The 19,905-nt window shown below is 73.1% G+C and carries 15 protein-coding genes; 4 read left to right on the top strand and 11 right to left on the bottom strand.

Annotated elements, in window-relative coordinates; translation table 11 throughout:
- Positions 1-17: 17 nt before the first annotated feature.
- Positions 18-578 (top strand): TetR family transcriptional regulator, encoded by a 561-nt coding sequence (locus tag ACFYOU_RS11990; protein ID WP_391305060.1) that lies wholly within the window; start codon positions 18-20, stop codon positions 576-578.
- A 119-nt stretch (positions 579-697) separates the two neighbouring features.
- Here the strand turns inward: ACFYOU_RS11990 and ACFYOU_RS11995 are convergent, their stop codons facing one another.
- From ACFYOU_RS11995 to ACFYOU_RS12005, 3 genes are all read right to left on the bottom strand, one after another.
- Positions 698-1,894, bottom strand: coding sequence for an acyl-CoA dehydrogenase family protein (locus tag ACFYOU_RS11995; RefSeq protein WP_391305062.1), 1,197 nt, complete (start codon positions 1,892-1,894; stop codon positions 698-700).
- Positions 1,895-1,974: 80 nt separating this feature from the next.
- The gene (locus ACFYOU_RS12000; protein ID WP_391305064.1) at positions 1,975-3,138 is read right to left on the bottom strand and encodes a CoA transferase; all 1,164 of its coding nucleotides are present in this window, start codon (positions 3,136-3,138) and stop codon (positions 1,975-1,977) included.
- Positions 3,135-4,709, bottom strand: a complete 1,575-nt coding sequence (locus tag ACFYOU_RS12005) for an aldehyde dehydrogenase family protein (RefSeq protein WP_391305066.1) — start codon at positions 4,707-4,709, stop codon at positions 3,135-3,137. Before ACFYOU_RS12005 ends, ACFYOU_RS12000 begins: the two co-directional genes overlap by 4 nt.
- A gap of 136 nt (positions 4,710-4,845) precedes the next feature.
- On the opposite strand from ACFYOU_RS12005, the gene ACFYOU_RS12010 reads away from it, so the two are divergent.
- The 3 genes from ACFYOU_RS12010 (at position 4,846) to ACFYOU_RS12020 (ending at position 10,370) form a co-directional block, all read left to right on the top strand.
- The gene (locus tag ACFYOU_RS12010) at positions 4,846-6,309 is read left to right on the top strand and encodes a PucR family transcriptional regulator ligand-binding domain-containing protein (RefSeq protein WP_391305068.1); all 1,464 of its coding nucleotides are present in this window, start codon (positions 4,846-4,848) and stop codon (positions 6,307-6,309) included.
- Positions 6,310-6,461: 152 nt separating this feature from the next.
- Positions 6,462-9,302, top strand: a complete 2,841-nt coding sequence (locus ACFYOU_RS12015; protein WP_391305070.1) for an AAA family ATPase — start codon at positions 6,462-6,464, stop codon at positions 9,300-9,302.
- A 222-nt stretch (positions 9,303-9,524) separates the two neighbouring features.
- A complete protein-coding gene (locus tag ACFYOU_RS12020; protein ID WP_391305072.1) occupies positions 9,525-10,370 on the top strand; it encodes an SDR family NAD(P)-dependent oxidoreductase in 846 nt (281 codons plus the stop codon).
- 25 nt (positions 10,371-10,395) lie between these two features.
- On the opposite strand, the gene ACFYOU_RS12025 is transcribed toward ACFYOU_RS12020, so the two are convergent.
- From ACFYOU_RS12025 to ACFYOU_RS12060, 8 genes are read right to left on the bottom strand one after another with little or no spacing between them, the layout of a single operon-like run.
- The gene (locus ACFYOU_RS12025) at positions 10,396-12,252 is read right to left on the bottom strand and encodes an MOSC domain-containing protein (protein ID WP_391305074.1); all 1,857 of its coding nucleotides are present in this window, start codon (positions 12,250-12,252) and stop codon (positions 10,396-10,398) included.
- Positions 12,249-13,391: a C45 family autoproteolytic acyltransferase/hydolase gene (locus tag ACFYOU_RS12030; protein ID WP_391305077.1), complete on the bottom strand. Its 1,143-nt coding sequence runs from the start codon at positions 13,389-13,391 to the stop codon at positions 12,249-12,251. Before ACFYOU_RS12030 ends, ACFYOU_RS12025 begins: the two co-directional genes overlap by 4 nt.
- On the bottom strand, positions 13,388-14,434 hold the full coding sequence (locus ACFYOU_RS12035; RefSeq protein ID WP_391305079.1) for a P1 family peptidase: 1,047 nt from the start codon (positions 14,432-14,434) through the stop codon (positions 13,388-13,390). The genes ACFYOU_RS12030 and ACFYOU_RS12035 overlap by 4 nt, the downstream gene beginning before the upstream one ends.
- Entirely contained in the window at positions 14,431-15,207 is a 777-nt protein-coding gene (locus ACFYOU_RS12040) for an ATP-binding cassette domain-containing protein (RefSeq protein ID WP_391305081.1), read from the bottom strand. Before ACFYOU_RS12040 ends, ACFYOU_RS12035 begins: the two co-directional genes overlap by 4 nt.
- Positions 15,204-16,229, bottom strand: a complete 1,026-nt coding sequence (locus tag ACFYOU_RS12045; RefSeq protein WP_391305083.1) for an oligopeptide/dipeptide ABC transporter ATP-binding protein — start codon at positions 16,227-16,229, stop codon at positions 15,204-15,206. The genes ACFYOU_RS12040 and ACFYOU_RS12045 overlap by 4 nt, the downstream gene beginning before the upstream one ends.
- Entirely contained in the window at positions 16,226-17,176 is a 951-nt protein-coding gene (locus ACFYOU_RS12050; protein ID WP_391305084.1) for an ABC transporter permease subunit, read from the bottom strand. The genes ACFYOU_RS12045 and ACFYOU_RS12050 overlap by 4 nt, the downstream gene beginning before the upstream one ends.
- Positions 17,173-18,135: an ABC transporter permease subunit gene (locus tag ACFYOU_RS12055; RefSeq protein ID WP_391305085.1), complete on the bottom strand. Its 963-nt coding sequence runs from the start codon at positions 18,133-18,135 to the stop codon at positions 17,173-17,175. The genes ACFYOU_RS12050 and ACFYOU_RS12055 overlap by 4 nt, the downstream gene beginning before the upstream one ends.
- A gap of 6 nt (positions 18,136-18,141) precedes the next feature.
- Positions 18,142-19,761: an ABC transporter substrate-binding protein gene (locus ACFYOU_RS12060; protein WP_391305087.1), complete on the bottom strand. Its 1,620-nt coding sequence runs from the start codon at positions 19,759-19,761 to the stop codon at positions 18,142-18,144.
- Positions 19,762-19,905 lie beyond the last annotated feature (144 nt).

Genomic DNA, 19,905 nt, shown 5'->3' on the forward strand with positions numbered 1-19,905 from the left:
ATCGCTATAGTGAGGGGATGACAGGGGACCGGAGACAACGGCGGGACGCGGCGGCCAACAGGGAGCGCATCCTCGTCGCCGCACAGGACGCCTTCCGACGCACCGGCATGACCGTGGACATGCGGGCCGTCGCCGCGGCGGCCGGTGTCGGCATCGGGACCCTGTACCGCCACTTCCCCACCCGCGAGGACCTCGTACGGGCCGTCACCGGCACCGACCTCGCCTCGCTCGCCGGGGGTGCGCTGCCCCCGCACGTCTGCGCGATCGACGGTCTGGGTGCCTTCTTCCGTACGGCGATCGCCCACCTCACCGCCAACAAGGCGCTGGTCGATCTCCTCACGGACGGATCACCGTCGGACGAGGACCTCGAACGCTGTCTCATCCACCTGACCGCGATCGGCCAGGACGCCGTGGACCGCTCCCGCGCCGATCACACCCTCGCGGCGGACGTGACCGCCCACGACATCGCCTACCGCTTCCTGGGCCTCATCCGCATCGTGCAGCTGATGCCCGACGCCGAGCCGGAGGCGGTCGCGCACCAAGTGGACCTCACCCTGCGCGGCTTGGCCTCGCACTGAGGCACTGAGGCACAGAGGCACAGAGGCACAGAGGCTCCGGCGAGGGACGGCTCGCCGGCCGGCCCGGTGCGGTGGGCCGTGCGGGTACGCACCGGGCCGCTCCTCCTCGACGGCGCCCCCTACCGGAAGGCGGACAGTCCCGTCATGGCCTGGCCGATGACGAGCTTGTGCATCTCGGGAGTGCCCTCGTACGTCAGCACGGATTCGAGGTTGGCCATGTGCCGGATCACCGGGTACTCCAGCGAGATCCCGTTGGCCCCCAGGACAGTGCGCGCGGTGCGGCAGATGTCCAGGGCCTTGTTCACGTTGTTGAGCTTGCCCATGCTGACCTGTTCGGGCCGCAGCCCGGGACCGTCCTTGCGCCGGCCCAGGTGCAGGGCGAGCAGGGTGCCGCAGGTCAGCTCCACCGCCATCTCGGCCAGCTTCTCCTGGGTGAGCTGGAAGCCCGCGATCGGCTTGCCGAACTGCGCACGCTGCCCCGCGTACTCCAGGGCCGCCCGGAGGGAACTGCGGGCGGCTCCCATCGCGCCCCAGACGATCCCGTAGCGCGCCTCGTTCAGACAGGACAGCGGGCCGCGCAGCCCGCGTGCCTCGGGCAGCACCGCTTCGGCCGGCAACCGGACCCCGTCCAGGACGAGTTCGCTGGTGACCGATGCCCGCAGCGACAGCTTGTGCTTGATCAGCGGGGCGGAGAACCCGGGGGTGTCGGTCGGCACCACGAAGCCGCGCACGCCCTCCTCGGTCCGGGCCCACACCACCGCGACGTCGGCGACGGAACCGTTGGTGATCCACATCTTGCGTCCGTCGAGGATCCAGTCACCGCCGTCCCGGACGGCACGGGTGAGCATCCCGGCCGGATCGGAGCCGTGGTCGGGCTCGGTCAGGCCGAAGCACCCGATCGCCTCGCCCGCGGCCATCGACGGCAGCCACCGCTGCTTCTGCTCCTCGCTGCCGTGCTTCCAGATCGCGTACATCGCCAGCGAGCCCTGGACGCTGACCAGCGAGCGGATGCCCGAGTCGCTGGCCTCCAGCTCCAGACAGGCGAGACCGTAGTCGACGGCGCTCATCCCCGCACAGCCGTAACCCTCCAGGTGCATGCCGAGCAGGCCGAGGCCACCGAGCTCCTTGGCGAGCTCACGGATGGCGGGCAGTTCGCCGTTCTCGAACCATTGGGCGACGTAGGGGTCAACGGCGGAGTCGCAGACCTGCCGGACGGCCGCCCGGACCGCCTTCTCCTCGGGACTGAGCAGGTCGTCGATGCCGGCCAGGTCGAGCGGGTCGGTCTTGACGCGTGCGGAGTCGGATGGGATGGACATGGGTCCTGCCTTTCGGATGCGGGGCTGGGGCTGCTCGTCGTCCAGGAGAAGGGAGTACACGGGGCCGGCGGCCCGACCGGTCAACCGCCGGTGGGGAGCGGCTCGTCGCCCGGCCCGGAGAGCCAGGCGCGCACCGCCGTGCCGTGTTCGTCCAACCGAGGGGGTGGCGAAGCCTCCTGGACCAGGTCGGTGGAGTACACGGCCGGATGCCGGGGCGCCGGCGTCCCCCCGCCGGCCGGGGTCACGGTGGGCGACAGCCCCAGTTCCTCGGCGAGCGCGAAGCCGTCGGCGACGGTGCCGACCTTCCCGGCCGGGACGCCCGCCCCGGTGAGCCGCGCCTGCCAATCGGCGCCGTCCCCGTGCGCCAGGCGCTCCTCCAGGGCCGCCACCAGTTGCCCACGATGAGCGACCCGGCCGGCGTTGGTGGCGAACCGCGCGTCCTGCGCCAGCTCCGCGGCACCGAGCACGGCGGCCAGCCGCGCGAACTGGCCGTCATTGCCGCAGGCGACCGCCAGCAACCCGTCACGGCAACGCAGCGTCTCGTAGGGGGCGATGGAGGGATGACGATTGCCCATCCGCCCGGGCGGCAGACCGGTCTCCAGGTAGCTCTGGGCCTGGTTCACCAGGGAACCCAACAGGCTGGACAGCAGATTGACCTCCACCCGGCAGCCGCGGCCGGTCCGGGCCCGCGCCGCCAGCGCGGCCAACACGCCGATCGCGGCGTCCTTGCCGGTCAGCACGTCGACCAGGGCGACCCCGGCCTTCGTCGGTTCGCCGTCGGCCCCGCCGGTGATGCTCATCAGACCGCCGACGGCCTGGACGACGAAGTCGTAACCCAGCAGTCCGGCCCCCGCGCCGCTGCCGAAACCGGTGATCGAGCAGTACACGACGCCGGGATTGACGGCGGACACCTGCTCGTAGCCGAGGCCCAGGCGCTCCAGGGAGCCGGTGCGGAAGTTCTCCACCACGACATCGGCGCGATGGGCCAGCTCCTGCCCGAGGGCGCGGTCGGCGTCGTCGGTCAGGTCGAGGGCGACGCCCAGCTTGGAGCGGTTGACGCCCTCGAAGTACGTCGTGGACGTCGCCGACCAGGGCGGTCCCCAGGAACGGGTGTCGTCCCCGGAACCGGGCCGCTCCACCTTGACGACGGTCGCGCCCAGGTCGGCCAGGGTCATGGTGCACAGCGGCCCGGCCAGCACCCGACTGAAGTCCGCGACCAACACCCCGTCCAGCGGTCCGTTCACGCTCCGCCTCCCGTCGTCACGGGGACCGCCGAGAGCGGTACGCCGTCCAACCGTCGCACCACGCCCCACGGGTTGTCGTCGCGCAGCGCCTCGGGCAGCGCGGCCCGGGGCGCGTTCTGGTAGGTGACCGGACGGGTGAAGCGGTCCAGCGCGCCCGCACCGACGCTGGTGGCGTCCGGCCTGCTGGTCGCGGGCCAGGGGCCACCGTGCTGCTGGGCCCAGGAGGTCGCCACCCCGGTCGGCCAGCCGTCGACGACCACCCGCCCGGAGCGTCCCGCCAGCCGCTCCACGAGCCACGGCAGGTCGGGGTCGGCGGGTCCTGCCGAGATCACCGAGGCGGCCAGGGACGGTTGGAGTGCGGCCAGCGCCTCCCGCAGACCGGCCGCGCCGTGGTACTCCACGACCAGGGCCACCGGGCCGAAGCACTCCTCCAGCAGCCGGGAGCCGGAGCGCAGGGCCCGCGCGGGTGCGGTGAGCACCGTCGGCGCGGCGGTGAACCCCTCGTCGGGCGGTGGTACGGAGGCCAACGGCGCGGCCCCCGCGGTCACCAGGTCGGCGATCCCCCGCCGACAGGCCGCCGCGATCTCCTCGGTCAGCAACCAACCGGGCCGTACGCCCCTGAGCGCCGCGGCGACCGCGGTCGCGGCGCCGCTGCCCGCGGGGGCCAGCAGCAGACCGGGCTTGGTGCAGAACTGGCCCTGCCCCAGCGTGAAGGACTCCGTGAAGCCCTGCGCCGCGGCGGTCAGCCGGGCCGGGTCCGCAGCGGCGGCGGGCGTGAGGACCGCCGGGTTGACGGTCCCCATCTCGGCGAAGACGGGCACGGGCACCGGGCGGCGGGCAGCCCGTTCGACCAACGCCAGGCCACCGCTCTGCGATCCGGTGAAGGCCACGGCCGTCACCTCGGGGGCGTCCACGAGGGCGAGTCCCGCGTCGAAGCCGGTGACCAGTGCCCAGGCCCCCGCCGGTGCGCCGGCGGCGCGCAACGCGTCCGAGACCAGCGCGCCGAGTCGCGCACTCAGCCGGGGGTGCGCGGGATGCGCCTTGACCAGGACGGGGCACCCGGCGGCCAGGGCGGACGCGGTGTCGTGCCCGACGACCCCGAACGCGAACGGGAAGTTGCTGGCGCCGAAGACCGCCACCGGGCCGAGCGGCCGGTTGATGCGCCGCAGCTCCACCGAGCCGGTCGTCCGCGGCCCGTCGATCCGGATGCCGAGCCAGCCGCCCTCCACGGCGACCGATCCGTAGGAACGCAGCTGTGCGGCGGCGCGGTCCACCTCACCGCGCAACCGGTCCGGGCCCAGGGCGGTTTCGGCGTCGGCGAGCGCGGTCAACTCGTCGGCGTGCGCCACCAGGGAGTCCGCGACGGCCCCGAGCCAGGCCGCCCGCACCGCGGGGGCGCGGGAGGCGACCTCGTCCGCGTCCCGCACGGCGGCGGCGAGGAGGGCGGACAGCTCCGCGGACGTGGTGGCCGACGGCCCGACGGTCGCGGCGCCGGTCCGCGGGTCACGGCTCACCTCGGCCCCGGGTTCCGCGGCGCGCTGCGTCTCGGCAGGGGGGACAGCTGCGGACATCGGGGACGTCCTTCCGTCGGCGGGTCGCTGGTCCTCCGAAAACTATGCGCGACCGGGCCTGGAAGTCCTTGTACGTTTCATCCGACAATGGGCGGACCCTGTGCGAACCGCACGCCTTCGGACACCGGGAGGGCCCGTGCCGGCGCTCGACGACCTGGTACGGCTGCTGGGCGCCGACCTCACACCGGTCACCCCCGCGGCTGCGCCCCCGCTGGACATCACCGGCGTCCACGTCAGCGAGCTGACCGACCCGACGCCCTATCTCACCGGCGGGGAGCTCCTGCTCACCACCGGTATGGGGCTCACCAACCAGACGGCGCAGGCCCGTGCGTACACCGCACGGCTGGTGGCCCGCGGCGTCGCCGCACTCGGCATCGGTCTCGGGCCGGTGCACGCCCGCGTCCCCGAGACCCTCGTCCGGGCGTGCGAGGCGGTCGGGCTACCGCTGTGCGCCGTCCCCGCGCCCACTCCCTTCCTCAGCATCGCGCGCACCTACTGGTCGCTGACCGCCGCCGCCGGACAGGAGGAACTGGCCGCTGCCCTCGGCGCCCACCGCGAACTCATCCGCTCAGCGGCCGGACCGGACCCCGTCCGCGCCGTGGTGCGCACCCTGGCCGCCGCCGTGGAGGGCTGGGCCGCCCAGCTCACCCCGCAGGGCGAGGTGACGGCGGTCTGGCCGCGGGAGCACCGTTCGAGCGCCCGGCGGATCGCGGCGGAGGTCGCTCGGCTACGCGTGGCGGGCCCGCACTCCTCCGCGACGTTCCCGCTGGGCGACGACGACGTCGTACTGCATCCGCTGGCCGGCCGCGGACCGCTGAGCGGCTTCGTCGCCACCGGCTGCCCCCGCCCGATGAAGGCCCCCGACCGGCAGCTCGTCCTGACCGCGTGCGCACTGCTCGCCCTCCAGGGCGAGCAGCGGCGGCGGGGTGTCGCGGCGGCACGCACCGCGCGGGCCTGTGTGGCCCGGCTGGTGCTGAGCGGTCACCTCGACGCCGCCCGGTCCCTGGGCGCCGACCTCGGTCTGCCGGCGATCGCCCCCCGGGTCCGGCCGTTCGGCGTGGCGGGGCTCACCGAGGGTGCCGACGACGTGCTCGACGCACTCGAACCGGCGGTCGACCCCGGCCGCCCGCTGCTGGCCGTCGCCGAACCGGACGCGGTCTGGGCCCTGGCCGAACCCCACGACGCCCGGGCCGTACGGATCGTGCTCCAGCGGTTGACGGCGGAACGGTTCCCCGGTGCCCGAGCCGTGCTCGGTGCGCCGGCTGCCGTGGCCGAACTGCACCGGCAGCTCCCGGCGCTCCGCCGTACCCTGGCCACGGTCCCGCCGGGCGTCCTGCGCGATCTGGCGGCCACCGCAACCCCCACGGCGCCTTCGCTGGAACCGGTCCTCAGCTACCGGCGTGCGGATCTGGTCGGTGCCGTCGCCGCCTATCTGCGGCACCGGGGCCACTGGGAGCGTGCCGCGGCCGACCTCGGAGTCCACCGCAACACCCTGCGGCACCGCATCTCGACCGCCACCCGGCTGATGGGGGCGGACCTCGACGACCCGGACACGGCGAGCCACCTCTGGCTGCACCTGCGGGAGAACGGCCTGGCCTGACCGGCGCTGTTACGATCCGGTGATCGATGTGCGCGGGGGTAGGCGGTCGTCGGTACCCGGCGCGGGGGCAGGCGGAACCCGAGGGGCCCGTCCGGCCCCCACCGCTGTCGGTGGACGTCAGGCGGACGCGACGCGGACGGGGGCCGGGACGGATGGATCTGGGCCGACGTGGTCGTGAGGCCGAGGCCGAGGTGCTGCGGGGGATGCTCGCGCGAACAGTCCTGGGCCGGGGCGGAAGCGCACTCGTCAGCGGCCCGGTGGGATGCGGGAAGAGCGCATTGCTCCACGCCTTCGCCGAAGGAGCCGCGGACGGCGGCGCCGTGGTGCTCAGCGCGGCGTGCTCCGAGACCGAGGGGTCGACGCCCTTCAGCACCATCGCCCAGGCGTTCCACCAAGCGCCGCTCCGGCCGGAGCAGTTGCGGGGCCTGCGCGAGACCGTCCCGGACCGGGACTGCTTGAGCTTCCTGACCCACGGCACCGGGGATCCGACGGAGCGGGTGGAGCGGCTCTACCCACCGGTCGTGCACCAGCTGTGGCGGGCCCTGCTCGACCTCAGTGTCCGACGGCCCCTCGTGATCGTCATCGATGACGTCGACCGTGCCGACGCGTTCTCGCTGCGGGCGCTGGCGTTCATCGCGCGGCGGATCCGGTCGGCGCGCGTCATGGTCGTCGTCACCGCCCAGACCGGGACGCGGCGGACCAGCGGGTTCCTCCAGGGCGAAGTGCTGCGACAGCCCTCGTGGCAGGAGATCAGACTCACGCCGATGTCCGTCGAGGACGTGGCACGGACGCTGACGCGCAGGTTCGGCGACGACACGGGGGCGCACGCCTGGTACGACGTCAGCCGGGGCAACCCCCTCCTCCTCAAGGCCCTCCTGGAGGACTACCCGACGGCGGCGGGCGCCGATCGGCGGAGTCGGGAGCCGGTCGTCGGGCCGTCGTTCGCCGAGGCGATGTCGGCGTGCCTGCACCGCTGCGGCCCCGAGGTGGCGGAGGTCGCGGTGACCACGGCGGTGCTGGGCGACCACGTGACGGTCGAGTTGGTCGCGGACCTGATGGGCACGGCGCCCGGGGCGGTCCTCCCGTGGATCCGCGCCCTCGATGCGGCGGGGGTGCTGGCCGACGGGCGGTTCACCCATGCGGCCGGGCGGGCGGCCGTACTCGCCCTGCTCACCCGGGAGACGTCCGCGCGGCTGCACCGTCGTGCCGCGGAGCGGTTGTACTACGCGGGTGCCGCACCGGCCGCGGTGGCGGACGTCCTGCTGGCGGCGGGCGAGGACGACCTGCCCGCGTGGAGCGGCGCCCTGTTGCGGGAGGCGGGGACCCTGGCCCTGCGGGACGGCAGGATCGACCGGGTCGTGGAGTGCCTGGAGCTGGCCCACCGCATCGCGACCGAGCCGCAGGACCGGGTGTCCGCGCTCCACCTGCTGTTCTCCGCCCACTGGCGGCTCCGGCCGGGCGGGTGCGGACGCCACGTCGACCGGTTGCTCGACGCCGCCCGTGAGGGCTGCTTCGCCGGCGACGTCTCCCCGGTCGTCTCCTACCTGCTGTGGCACGAACGGTTCGCCGACGCCGAGATGCTGCTGACCCGGGTGGCCGCCCCGGACCGTGAAGTCCCCCTGCGCACCCGGGTGGAGTTGAGGCTGCTCCGGCTGAGCTTGGCGTACCGGGCCCCCGGACTGCTCGGCCGGCTGGCGCCCGAGGTGCTCGACGTCCTCGACGCGGACCTCGACACGAACGGGCCGGGGTGTGAGATCGGCATGTCGCCGCAGCTCCAGGCGGTCCGTGCGCTGGAAGTGGTGCTGGGGGGCGGCGACCCGGACGAGGCCGCCGCGCACGCCGAGCACGTGGTGCAGAACCACGGCCTCGATGACGGCACCGCGGACGTGCTGTTCACCATGCTGTCGGTGCTGGTCGACATGGACCGTGCGGCAGCCGCGTTGCCGTGGTGCGAAACACTGCTGGCCGAGGCGGAGCGCCGCAACGCCCCGGCGTGGTGCGCCGTGCTGCTGGACGTCCGCGCGGCAGTGGCGCTGCGGACGGCCGACTTTCCGGCCGCGGTCGCGTACGCACGACGTGCCCTGACGGCGTTGGCCGTTGAGGACCGGGGACCGTTCCTGACGGGGCCGTTGGTGACGCAGGTGCAGGCGCACACGGCGATGGGACAGTACGACCAGGTGGCGAGGCTGCTGATGCAGCCGGTCCCCGAGGTCAGCTTCCAGACGACGGCCGGCCTCCGGTACTGGCAGGCGAAGGGCCTGTACTACGTGACGACGAACCGGTCGCCTTCCGCGATCACCACCCTCCGGGCGTGCGGCGAACTCGCGGTGGCCTGGCAGATCGACCTCCCGGCGGTGCTGCCGTGGCGCACGGGAACGGCGCACGCCCTGCTGCACGCCGGCCACACCGACCGGGCCGGGGTCCTGATGCGCGAACAGCTCGACCGGTCGCACCGCAACCACGCCCGGGTGCGCGGGGTGTCCCTGCGGCTCCTGGCGCACACCGCCGAGTTGAGCGAGCGGCCCCGGCTGCTCAAGGAGGCCGTCGAGCAGTTGCAGCGTTGCCCGGGGATGCTCGAACAGGCCCATGCGCTGGCCGACTTGAGCAAGGTGCTGCATCGGCTGGGCGAGGGGGAACGGGCTCGGCTCACCGGGCGCCGGGCCCGGCAGTTGGCCGCCAGGTGCCACGCGACGCTGGTCGATGACCGTCGGACGGTCCACGGGGGCGAGGGCGCGCGGACGGCGCCAGCCGATGATGCGGGCGCAGATTCCGCCTTCGTGCTCAGTGAGGCCGAGCAACGGGTGGCGACGTTGGCCTCACGGGGGGACAAGAACCAGGAGATCGCCCACAAGCTGTCGATCACGGTGAGCACGGTGGAACAACACCTGACCAGGGTGTACCGAAAGCTCCAGGTGCAGCGCCGGGCGGACCTCCCCGACGCGTTGGAGACGCTCGCCGTGGAGAACGGGGTGGGTCAGGTCCCCTCGCTCTGATCCGACCGTGCTCGTGCCGTACGGGATCTCCTCGGCACCGGGCGCGCTGCCCGCTCTCACGGAAGGAGTCAGGTGGACCCCCTACGCGGTGCGGTGGCACCCCTGGCGACGGGGCTGCATGAGGGGTCCGTTGAGGGGGGCGAGGTTTCGTTCGCGCCCTTCAGCGGAGGCTAGGTTCGGCCTCCGGAGTTGTCGTTCGAGGCCTTCTTGGGAGTCCCTTTCATGCAGCGGAGTGATTCTTCCCGGACCGTCGTGGTGGCGGGCGGGACCGACGGAATGGGGCGGGCCACCGCGGTGGCCCGACTTGAGCGCGGCGACACCGTCGTGGTGATCGGCCGCAGCGCCGAGAAGGGCGCCGGGCTCGCCGAACTCGCGGAACGGCTCGGGGCGTCGGACCGCTTCGCGTTCGTCCGGGCCGACCTCAGTTCGATCGCCGCGGTGCGCGAGGTGGTCCGGTACGTCTCCGAGGCACACCCCGTCATCGACGCCCTGGTGCTCACGGCGAACCGTCAGAACCTCAAGCGCGCGGAGTCCGCCGAGGGCATCGAGTCCACCTTCTCCCTGTACTACCTGAGCCGCTATCTGCTCGGCCACGGGTTCGCCGGGCGGTTCGACGCCGCGGCGGACCCGGTGATCATCAACGTGGCCGGTCCCGGCATCAAGGCGGGTTCGGTCGCGTGGGACGACATCCAGCTCCGCGGCAGGTACAGCACCCTGCGTGCCCAGCTCCAGGCAGGGCGGGCCAACGACCTCCTCGCGGTGGCGTTCGCGGAGAACCCTTCGAGCAGGGCCAAGTACGTGCTCTACCACCCGGGTTTCACCCGGACCGATGCGATCAACCAGTTCAACCAGCCCCTGCGCGCGCTGGTGAAGGCGTACGCCAGGGTGGGCGCCAAGTCGGTCGCCGACTCGGCCGCGCCGATGATCCAGTGGATCGAGAACCCCCCGGCCGAGCGCCTCACCGTGGACGACCGGGGCGAGCCGGTGGACCTCGGCCTCAAGACGTTCGACAAGGGCGACGCGTCCCGACTCGTCGGGGTCACCGAGGAACTGCTCAAGGGGCGGTGAGTGCCGGTCCCCCTCGGCTGCCCGGTCAGGCGTCCACCGTGAGCGGGCCCGTGGGGACCGTGCAGCAGAGCAGGGCGTGGCCAGGGGGGACCGGCAGTCCCGGGGTGATGAGATGGGCGTGCTCGCCGTCGACGGGTTGCAGGCAGGTGCCGCAGGCTCCGGCCCGGCAGGCGGCGGGAAGACGGATTCCGGCGGACTCCCCCAGGTCCAGGAGGGTGCCGTCGTCGGCCGTCCAGGTCGACTCCACCCCGCTCGCGGTGAAGCGGACGGTGAACGGCCCGGGCTTCGGGGGTGGTCGGTCGGTCAGCGGTACGTCGACCGGGGAGAAGAAGTGCTCGTCGGTGATGGCACCGGCCGCGAGCCCCGCGGCGCGCAGTCCCGCACGGGCCGCCGCCACGAACGCGGCGGGTCCGCACAGGTACGCCTCCCCTTCGGGGTCGGTGGCGAGTTCCGCGTAGTCGTCCTCGGTGGGGCGGCCGAGTCGGGCGTCCGGCGGCAACGGGCCGTGGGCGGTGACGTGGAGCCGTCCGGTGCCGCGGGTCAATCCGCCGAGGAGGGCGCGCACCTCCGCCCACAGGGGTGCGTCATCGGCCGTTCGGACCACGTTGAGCACGGTGACCGGCCGGTCGGGAGCGGTCTGCGCCAGCCAGCGCAGGATCGACGGCACGGGGGTCACGCCCACGCCCGCCACCCCCAGGAACAGCGGTCTGGACGGGTCCGTCGACACCAGCGGGGAGCCGTACGGTCCGGAGATCCGCAGGGGCGCGCCGACCCGGAGGGTGTGGACGAGCGGGGAGACGCGGCCGTCGGGCACGCGCTTCACGCTGATGGCGGGGGCGCCCGGGTCGGTGCCGGTGAGGGTGTAGCTGCGCCAGGCCGGGCCCCGTTCGTCCGCGAGGTGGAGGCGCAGGTGCTGGCCGGGGGCGGCCCCCAGACCGGCGGGGTCGTGCAGCCGCACGGTGGTGACCGTCGGGCTTTCCGGCCGGAGCTCGGTCACGGTGGCGTAGCGGGGCCAGTCGGGTTGGGGGGCGGGCAGGGTACGGGGGTCGGCGGGGACGTCGAGCACGGTGAGGCGGTCGTCCTCGGCGACCGGGCCGCCCTTGACGACCCGTGCGTAGACCCCGCAGTACAGGTGTCCGAAGCGGGAGGCCAGCAGCACCGGAACGTTGAGGTCGCGTACGCCGGTGTCCGGGTTGACGGTGGTGGCACGGCAGCGGTCGGTCGCCTGGGTGATCTCCAGTTCCGCTCCGCCCAGGGCGACGCGTCGTCCCACGAGGGCGAACTCCTGCCAGGGGCCGAGCCCTTCGAGGTAGAGGTTGGCCCGGAACCTACGGTGGTCGACCGGGACACCGGCCGATGCGCTGAGGGCACGGACGGTGTCCAGGTTGATGATGGAGATCGCCGCTGACGGCCAGTCCCACAGCGAGACTCCCGGGGCGTCGGTGGCGACCGGGCCGTTCGGGCCGTCGGGGAACCAGGTGCGCAGGGTCGCGTCGGCCCGCTCGATGTCGTCGGGCCGGGGTAGCCCGTCGTGGAGCCGGAGGGTGATGCCGTCGCCGGAGGGTGCGGTGATGCGCAGCACGCAGGTGCCTCCGCTGCCTTCGGTGAGGGTCAGGGCGTAGCGGGCGAGGGAGGCGTTCTTGAGGAGGCGGAGGAAGGCGGTGCTGTCGGTCCAGCCGGAGTGTCTGCGTACCGTGAGGGTGCCGTTGCGCAGGCCGACCACGCGGTCCAGGGGCAGCCCCTGCCCCGGGGCGAGGAGCACCCGGGGCAGGGGACGGCCGGCCATGGCCTTCACGGGGTAGCGGACGATGCCGGCCAGGCGTGCCGTGGGTCCCCGGTACGGGGCGGGTGGGCCCGGCGGCGGGGTCGGGGGTGCGGTCACAGGTGGATCCAGGTGTCGGGTTTCGCGGTGCAGGGTCCGCCGGGGTGGAGCCGCAGACGGGCGGACGCGACGTCGATGCTGACCGTGAGCAGGGTGCGCCACTGGAGTTGGAAGGGCAGGCCGTCCTGGGGGTGGCAGCACACGGGGGCGCCGTCGCTGTCGTGGGCCGTCAGGAGGTCCACCCAGCGTTGCGGATCGGGGTCGGCCAGCAGGGTGCGGTGGGCGTGCAGATGGGCGTAGCGGGCGTGGGTGCTGGCGCCGGGTGGGGTGTTCTCGCCGAGGGCCAGGGCGGGGTCGAGGAAGTGGTTGGTGTGGAGGAGGTAGCCGTCGGCGTCCGGGCGGACGACGGCGACGCCGGCCGGGCAGACCTCGATGCTCGCTGCGTCGGCGTGCCGCCCGTCGTAGGTGACGACGGTGAGGACGGTCGATGCGGTGACCCGTGCGGAGCGGGCGATGTCGACGGCCTCGGCGACGGTGGTCGCCCGCTCCAGGATCCGGCGGGCGACGACATGGACGGGGACGCCGATGCCGTCGCCGTCCTCGCGGTGGCTGAGGATGTTGAAGTGGAGGCCCAGTCCGGCGTCGTTGACGCCGATCTTGGCGAGGGCGCCGGCCTCGGTGAAGGTCCGCACGGTGGGGCCCGGTGCGCCGGGGCGGTGCTGGGTGAGGGTCCGGGCGAACGCCATCTCGTCGTGCCAGTCCCAGGTCTGGATGGTGTGCGGGGCTCCCGGTCCGCCGGTGTGGACGGCGGTGGAACACTCTCCTTCCGCGGTCGCACCGACCGTGGCGAGGATTTCGGTGCGGGCGTTGAGCATGGCCAGTTCCCACAGCGGCAGCCCCGCGCCCTCGGCGGTCGCGGCGAGTTCGGCGTGCAGTTCGGGGGCCCAGCGGGCGATCTCCTCGCTGGCTCGTTCGCCGTGCGGTCGCAGGTCGTGCGGGGCGACCCGGACGGCGGTGAACAGTTCGCGGTAGGCGACGGCGGCGGCCCGGATGCGGTGCCCGTGCGTCCGGCCGAAGGCGCGGCCCCGGCGGGCGGGGTCCGGGTCGTCGCTGTGGAACGTCGGCAGGGTCGCTGCGGAGGTCGGGTGGCCGGGGCCGGGCGGGGGGCCGCCGGCGGGAGGGACTGCGGCACGGGTCATCGGACGCTGCTCAGGATCGCGTCCCACATGACCTCGGAGGCGACCGCGCCCAGGGCGACGGAGGTCATCGTGTCCTGTCCGGTGCGCTGCGGGTTGCGCGGGAGGTCGACCTCGTCGGTGGTGAGCGTGAAGAGGGTGTCCCCGTCCAGGTTGGTGTGGAACGGCTGGATGCCCCGGTGCATGGAGCTGTGGACCTGGCGGCCGAAGTAGGCGAGTTCGCGGTCGTCGAGGCGGACGTTGGTGACGACGACGGAGATCGTGGTGTTGCCCGGCATGGTGGTGGGGGCGCTGGTCGGGTCCTTCGCGAACGCCTCCGCGTAGTCGAGTTGCGGCAGGTTCCGGGTGCCGGTCGCGGCGTCGTAGTTGCCGCGGAGCACGGTGCCGTCGCGGTCGACGATGACGCCCACCGCGTTGATCACGGTCGCGGCGAGGATGCGGATGTCTCCGATCTGGCGGAACGCCGCGCCCTGGCCGGCGAATTCGGTACGGGAGTACTCGACCTTCCCGACGGAGGCGCTGGCCCCGGCCCCGCAGCGGCCGACGGGGAACTCGCCGTGTCGGGCGGCGCGCATCGCGGCCCGGCCCAGGGCGGCGTCCGGGGTGACGGCGTTGTCGCGGGCGCTGTAGTCGTAGATGATCGCCCCGGCCACGCACTTGAGCTGGTCCCAGTTGACGTCGTTGCCGACCCGGGTGAGGAGTTCGCCCGCGACTCCGGGGGCGGCGCCGAGGCCGTACAGGGAGCCGCCGGCCAGGCAGACGGCGTGGGCGAAGGAGTCGGCGCCGTAGGTGAGGCCGATGGCGCCGCCGCGGGCGTCGATGGACATCCGGGCACCGGCCGGGACGTGGACGACGGTGACCCCGGTGGGGCCTTCGCTGTACTCGGCGGTGCCGACCTCGACGCCGGGGAAGTCGTAGGTCACCGTCCGCTCGCCGCGGCTGGGGCGCGGTACGGGGTGGACGTCGTCGTTGCCCCGGCAGGGGCCGAAGGCGGGGACGCCCGTCAGGTGGTGCTCGGGCTCGGGGGTGTGGGGCGCGGCGTTCACAGGTTCTCCAGGAGGGTGCGGGAGTAGGGGTGTTCGGGCGTGTTCCAGAAGCGGGCGGTGTCCGCGAGTTCGACGATCCGGCCGCTGTGCATCACGGCGATGCGGTCGGCGGCGTAGCGGACGGCTGCGAGGTCGTGGGAGATGAACAGGGCTCCGAAGCCGTGTTCGTGTTGGAGGTCGCGGATCAGGTTGAGGGTCTGGGCCTGCACGGACACGTCGAGGGCGCTGACGGCCTCGTCGAAGACGATGAACCGGGGTCGGGTGATCAGTGACCGGGCGATGGCGACCCGTTGGCGTTGGCCGCCGGACAGTTCGTGCGGGAGGCGGTCGGCGAACCGTTCGGGGAGGCCGACCTGGTCGAGGAGGTCGGCCACGGCGCGGTGGTGCGCGCGCAGTCGGGTGCGGGTGGCGGCTGCGAGGGGTTCGGCGACGCTGTCGCGGACGGTGAGCCGGGGGTTGAGGGACCAGTGCGGGTTCTGGAGCACGGCTTGGATGGGTCCGGCCCGGCCCCGGCGGCCGTGGGGCGCGCCGAGGAACCTGACGGTTCCGGAGGTGGGGCGCAGCAGTCCCAGGGCGATCGCGCCGGTGGTGGACTTGCCGGAGCCGGACTCCCCGACCAGTCCCAGGGTCTGTCCCGCGGCGATCGTGAAGCCGACCCGGTCCATCGCGGTGACGGGGGTGCCGCCCCGGTGGCGGGCGGCGAAGACGACGCAGACGGCGTCGAGTTCGAGGACGGGGCCGCCCGGTGCGGGGGGCGGGGGCGTGTCGTTCACGGGGCCGTCTCCAGGTGCTCGGACGGGTGGGCGGCCGGGGTGCGGTCCTCGTCGAGGACGTGGTGGCACAGGACCGTGCGGTCGCCGTGGGTGACCGGCGCGGGCCGTTCGACGCGGCACCGCTCGGTGGCCGACGGGCAGCGCGGGGCGAAGGCGCAGCCGGTGGCCGCGCCGGAGAGGACGGGCGGGGCTCCGATGATGGACCGCAGTCGGTCGCCGTCGACGGCGCGTGCCGGGTCGGCGGCGGCGAGCGCGGCGGCGTAGGGGTGGCGGGGCGCGCCGAGCACGTCCGCGGTGGGGCCGTCCTCGACGATGCGGCCGCCGTACATGACGGCGATCCGGTCGCACCAGCGGGCGACGCCGCCGAGGTCGTGGCTGAGCCAGACGAGGGTGGTGCCGTGTGCGTCGGCGAGGGTGAACAGCAGGCGCAGTACGTCCTGGCGGACCTGTGCGTCGAGGGCGGCGGTGGGTTCGTCGGCGATGAGCACGGCCGGGTTGCGTGCCATGGCCATGGCGATGATGACGCGTTGGGCCATGCCGCCGGAGATCTCGTGGGGGTAGAGCGTCAGCACGCGTTCGGGGTCCTTGATGCGTACTTGTTCCAGCCGTCGGACGAGGTCGGCGCGGTTCTTGCGGTCGGCGCGCGGCGCGCGGTGGCGGCCGTCGGTGCGCAGGGCGAGGGCGAGTTGCCGTCCGATGCGCAGGGTCGGGTCGAGTGCGCCGACGGGGTCCTGGGGGATGAAGCCGAGGCGTTCGCGGCGGAGTCGGGCGAGCTCGTCGCGCGGCAGGTCGAGCACGGACCGGCCGTCCACGAGGACCCTGCCGCGGGGGAACTGCGTGGTGGTGGGCAACAGTCTGCCGATCAGGAGCCCGAGGGTCGACTTCCCGGATCCGGACTCGCCGACGATCCCGACGTGCCCCCCGGGTTCGACGGCGAGGCTCACGCCGTCCAGGGCCCGTACGGTGCCCTGGGCGGTTCGGTACTCGGCGATGACGTCGTCGATCAGGACGATGGGGGTCATATCAGCGCCCTCGTTTCTCTGGGTTCGAAGTGGTCGCGCAGGCTGTCCCCGATGAGGTTGACGGAGACGATGGCGGCGACCAGGACCGTGCCGGGGGCGATGATCAGCCAGGGGGCGTTGACCAGGTAGAGGCTGCCTTCCTGGATGAGGAGTCCGAGGGAGGCGTCGGGCAGTTGGACTCCGTAGCCGAGGAAGCCGAGGCCGCCCTCGACGAGGATGCCGATCGACAGGGCGTAGGTGCCCTGGACGGCGATGGTGCCGGACACGTTGGTGAGGATGTGGCGGCGCATGAGGGTGAGCGGGGGCACGCCGCTGATGCGGGCCGCGACGACGAAGTCCCGGCGGGCGACGGACCGGGCGGCGGTGGCGACCATGCGGGTCATCAGCGGGACGGTGACCAGGACGGTGCTGGCGAGGGCTGCGGACCGGCCGGGGCCGAGCACCGCCGAGACGAGGACGGCGAGCACGATGGACGGGAAGGCGTACAGGACGTCGGCGAGTCGGGAGACGGTTTCCGCGGTCCGTCCGCCCCGGTAGCCGGCGAGGATGCCGAGTGCGGTGCTGATGGTCGCTGCGGTGAGCACGGCGAGCGAGGACAGCAGCAGGGTCGTTCCGATGCCCTGGAGGAGTCGCGGGAGCAGGGAACGGCCGAGGCTGTCCGTGCCGAGGGGCGCTTCGGCGCCGGGCGGGGTGAGTCGCCGTCCGACGGTGGTTCCGGGGTCGCCGCCGAGGCCGAACAGACGGCTCAGCAGGGTCGCGACGACGAGGAGGAGCAGCGTCCACAGGGCCACGCGGAACAGTCCGTCGAAGGAGCGCGGGGCGAGCACCGATCGCAGTCGGGTGAGGATCCGCCGTGCCCGGGGTGCGGGGGCGCTCTCGACGGTCGGGGCGGGGGGCGGGTGTGCGGAGGCGGTGGGCTCGTGGCCCTGCCCGGTGGTGGCGCTCATGCGGTGCTCCCGGCCTGGTTGCTGATCCGCGGGTCGATGATTCCGCAGACGATGTCGACGAGGACGTTGACGACGATGAACACGGTCGCCGCAAGCAGCACTCCCGCCTGCACGATCGCGTAGTCGCGGCGGTCGAGGCCGTCCACGAGGAACGAGCCGAGTCCCGGGGTGTTGAAGAGCCGCTCCACGATGACGGCGCCGCCCAGGAGGTAGGCGGTGAGCGTGGCGAGCAGGGTGAGGACGGGGATGGACGCGTTGCGCAGCACGTGGTGGCGCACGATGTGGGCGGTCGACTCGCCCCGGGCGAGCGCGGCGGCGATGTGCGGCTCGACGAGGACCCCGAGGACGCTGTCCCGTGTGGTGCGGGCGACGGCCGCCGTGCAGAACACGGCGAGCACCGCGGCGGGCAGGGCGAGGGACTGCACGGAGCGTAGGAGGCCCTGGTCCCAGGGGACGTAGGCCCCGACGGTCAGGCCGAGTCCGTACCGGGTGAACGCGAAGACCACGATGCTGCCGAGGACGAATTCGGGCAGGCTCAGTCCGAGGCTGCCCAGGAGCCGGCCCGTCCGTCCGCCGCCCGAGCCGCGGATTCCGGTGAGGACGCCGAGCGGGACGCCGATGACGACGGTCACGCACAGGGCGAGGGCGGTGAGGGTGACGGTCGCGGGGAGCCGTTCGGCGAACTCCGAGGCCACCGGGGTCTGGCTCGCCATCGAGATCCCGAAGTCGCCCCGTACCGCGTGGAGCAACCAGTGCACGTACTGCTCGGGGAGGGAGCCGTCGAGGCCGTACCGTTCGGCCGCGGCGTCCTTCTCGGCCCTGCTGGCCAGCGGGCCGAGCACCAGGTCGGAGTAGCGGCCGGGCATCGCGCGGACCGCCCCGAAGATCAGGATGGAGACACCGGTGAGGGTGAGGGCGGCGACGCCGATGCGTCCCAGGGCCCAGCGGAAGTAGGTCATGCCGGGCTACTTGGCGCCGGGGATCGTGAACTCGGTGATGTTCCGCAGCAGGTTCCCGTATCCCTCGCGGGCGTGGAGGGTGGGGCTGACCTTGTCGGTGCGGTAGCCGACGACACCGGGCCGGGAGACCAGCGGCAGCATCTCGGCGTTGGTGTCGACCTTCTCGCACACCGCGCGCAGTGCGGAGTTCCGTTCGGCGCCCGGGGCCTGGGCGGACGCGGTGTCGATCAGGGCGTTCAGCTCGGTGTCGTTCTTGAGGAAGACGCTGGAGAAGCCGGCGACCGACGGGTTCCACCAGCGGGACACCATCGAGGCGTCGGCGTATCCGGCGAACCAGCCGATGGCGAGGTCGAAGTCGGGTTCCGCGCCGAAGACCCGTTCGCCGTACGTCGCGTCGTCGAACTTCTCGATCTTCACCTTGACCCCGACGGCGGCGTACTGCTGCTGGACGACCTGGGCGATCTGGGCGAGTGCGGGCTCGGAGGTGTAGACGGCGATGCGCAGGGTGGTGTCCTCGGCGCCGGCGGCCTTCAGGGCCGCCTCGGCGCTGCCCGCGCCGGCCTTGGCGCCGGGCAGCGCGCCGGGCTCGCAGCCGCCGGGCAGCGCGGACGGGGCGACCCCGGTCGGCCGGGACTGACCGCCGAGCGCGTTGTCGGCGATCTGCTGCCGGTCGAGTGCGCTGTTGAGGGCGAACCTGACCTTCTGGTCGGCGAGCGGCGATGTCGGGTTCTGGGAGTTCTGGATCAGGTAGTAGAAGTCGCTGTACCGCTGGTTGACCACCTTCGTGTGCGGCGTTCCGGTCAGCTGGTCCATGGAGTCGACGTTGTTGAAGAACGCGAGTCCGGCGTTTCCGCTGCGGACGGCGGCGAGTCGGGCGGATTCCTGCGGGACGATCTCGACCCGCAGTTCGGAGACGCCGACCTTGTCGGCGAAGCGGTACTTCGGATTGGCTGCGAACGTCCAGTGCCGGTCCTGTTTGTGCTCGCGGACGGTGAAGGGACCGGTGCCGAGCATCTGCTTCTTGATGTCGAGCGAGCCGTTCTCGATTTCCTTCATGGGGAGCACGGCCGCGGGTGTGTTCGACAGCGCGGAGAGGAATGCGCCGTACGGCTTCTTCAGTTCGACCGTGACTTCGGCGGGGCCGGTGGCCCGGACCGTCTTGACGGGGCCGAGTTGGGCGGCGTACGGGGCCTTGGCGGCGGCGAGGCGTTTGAGGCTGCCCACCACGTCGGCGGTGGTGACCGCGCGCCCGTTGGAGAACCTGGCCCCGTCGCGGAGGGTGAACACGTAGGTCGTGGGGTCGGGTTGGGTCCAGGACTTGGCGAGCAGCGGCTTGATCTCGAAGCGGGCGCCCACGGTGACCAGCGGTTCGTAGACCAGGGAGCCGAGGGACCAGGAACGGGCGCTGCCGGCGAGTTGGGGGTCGAGCCCGCCGGCCTCGACCGAGTCGTAGTCGACCTGGACGGTGAGCGGGCCGCGGCCCTTGACGCTCTTGTCGGCGACGGCGAGATACCCGGGGCGCTTGCCGTCGCCGGCCGGGGCGTCGGGGTCCGGGGCGGCCGTACAGGCGGTGAGGGCCGTCGACAGGACGGCGGAACAGGCTATGACGGAGGAGGATCTTCGCACGGGTCAGCTCCTTGCCAAACGAAGCCGGATCGTTCCGGCGTGCCGGAAAACTATGTCCGCCACAAGCCGGTGTCAATGTCACGCACAAGAAAAGATCTGACGAACCGAAGGGCTTATTGAATTCACCAAAACGAGCACGGGTCT

Origin of the sequence: Streptomyces sp. NPDC005955, assembly GCF_042871255.1 — a bacterium.
Classification (GTDB): Bacteria; Actinomycetota; Actinomycetes; order Streptomycetales; family Streptomycetaceae; genus Streptomyces.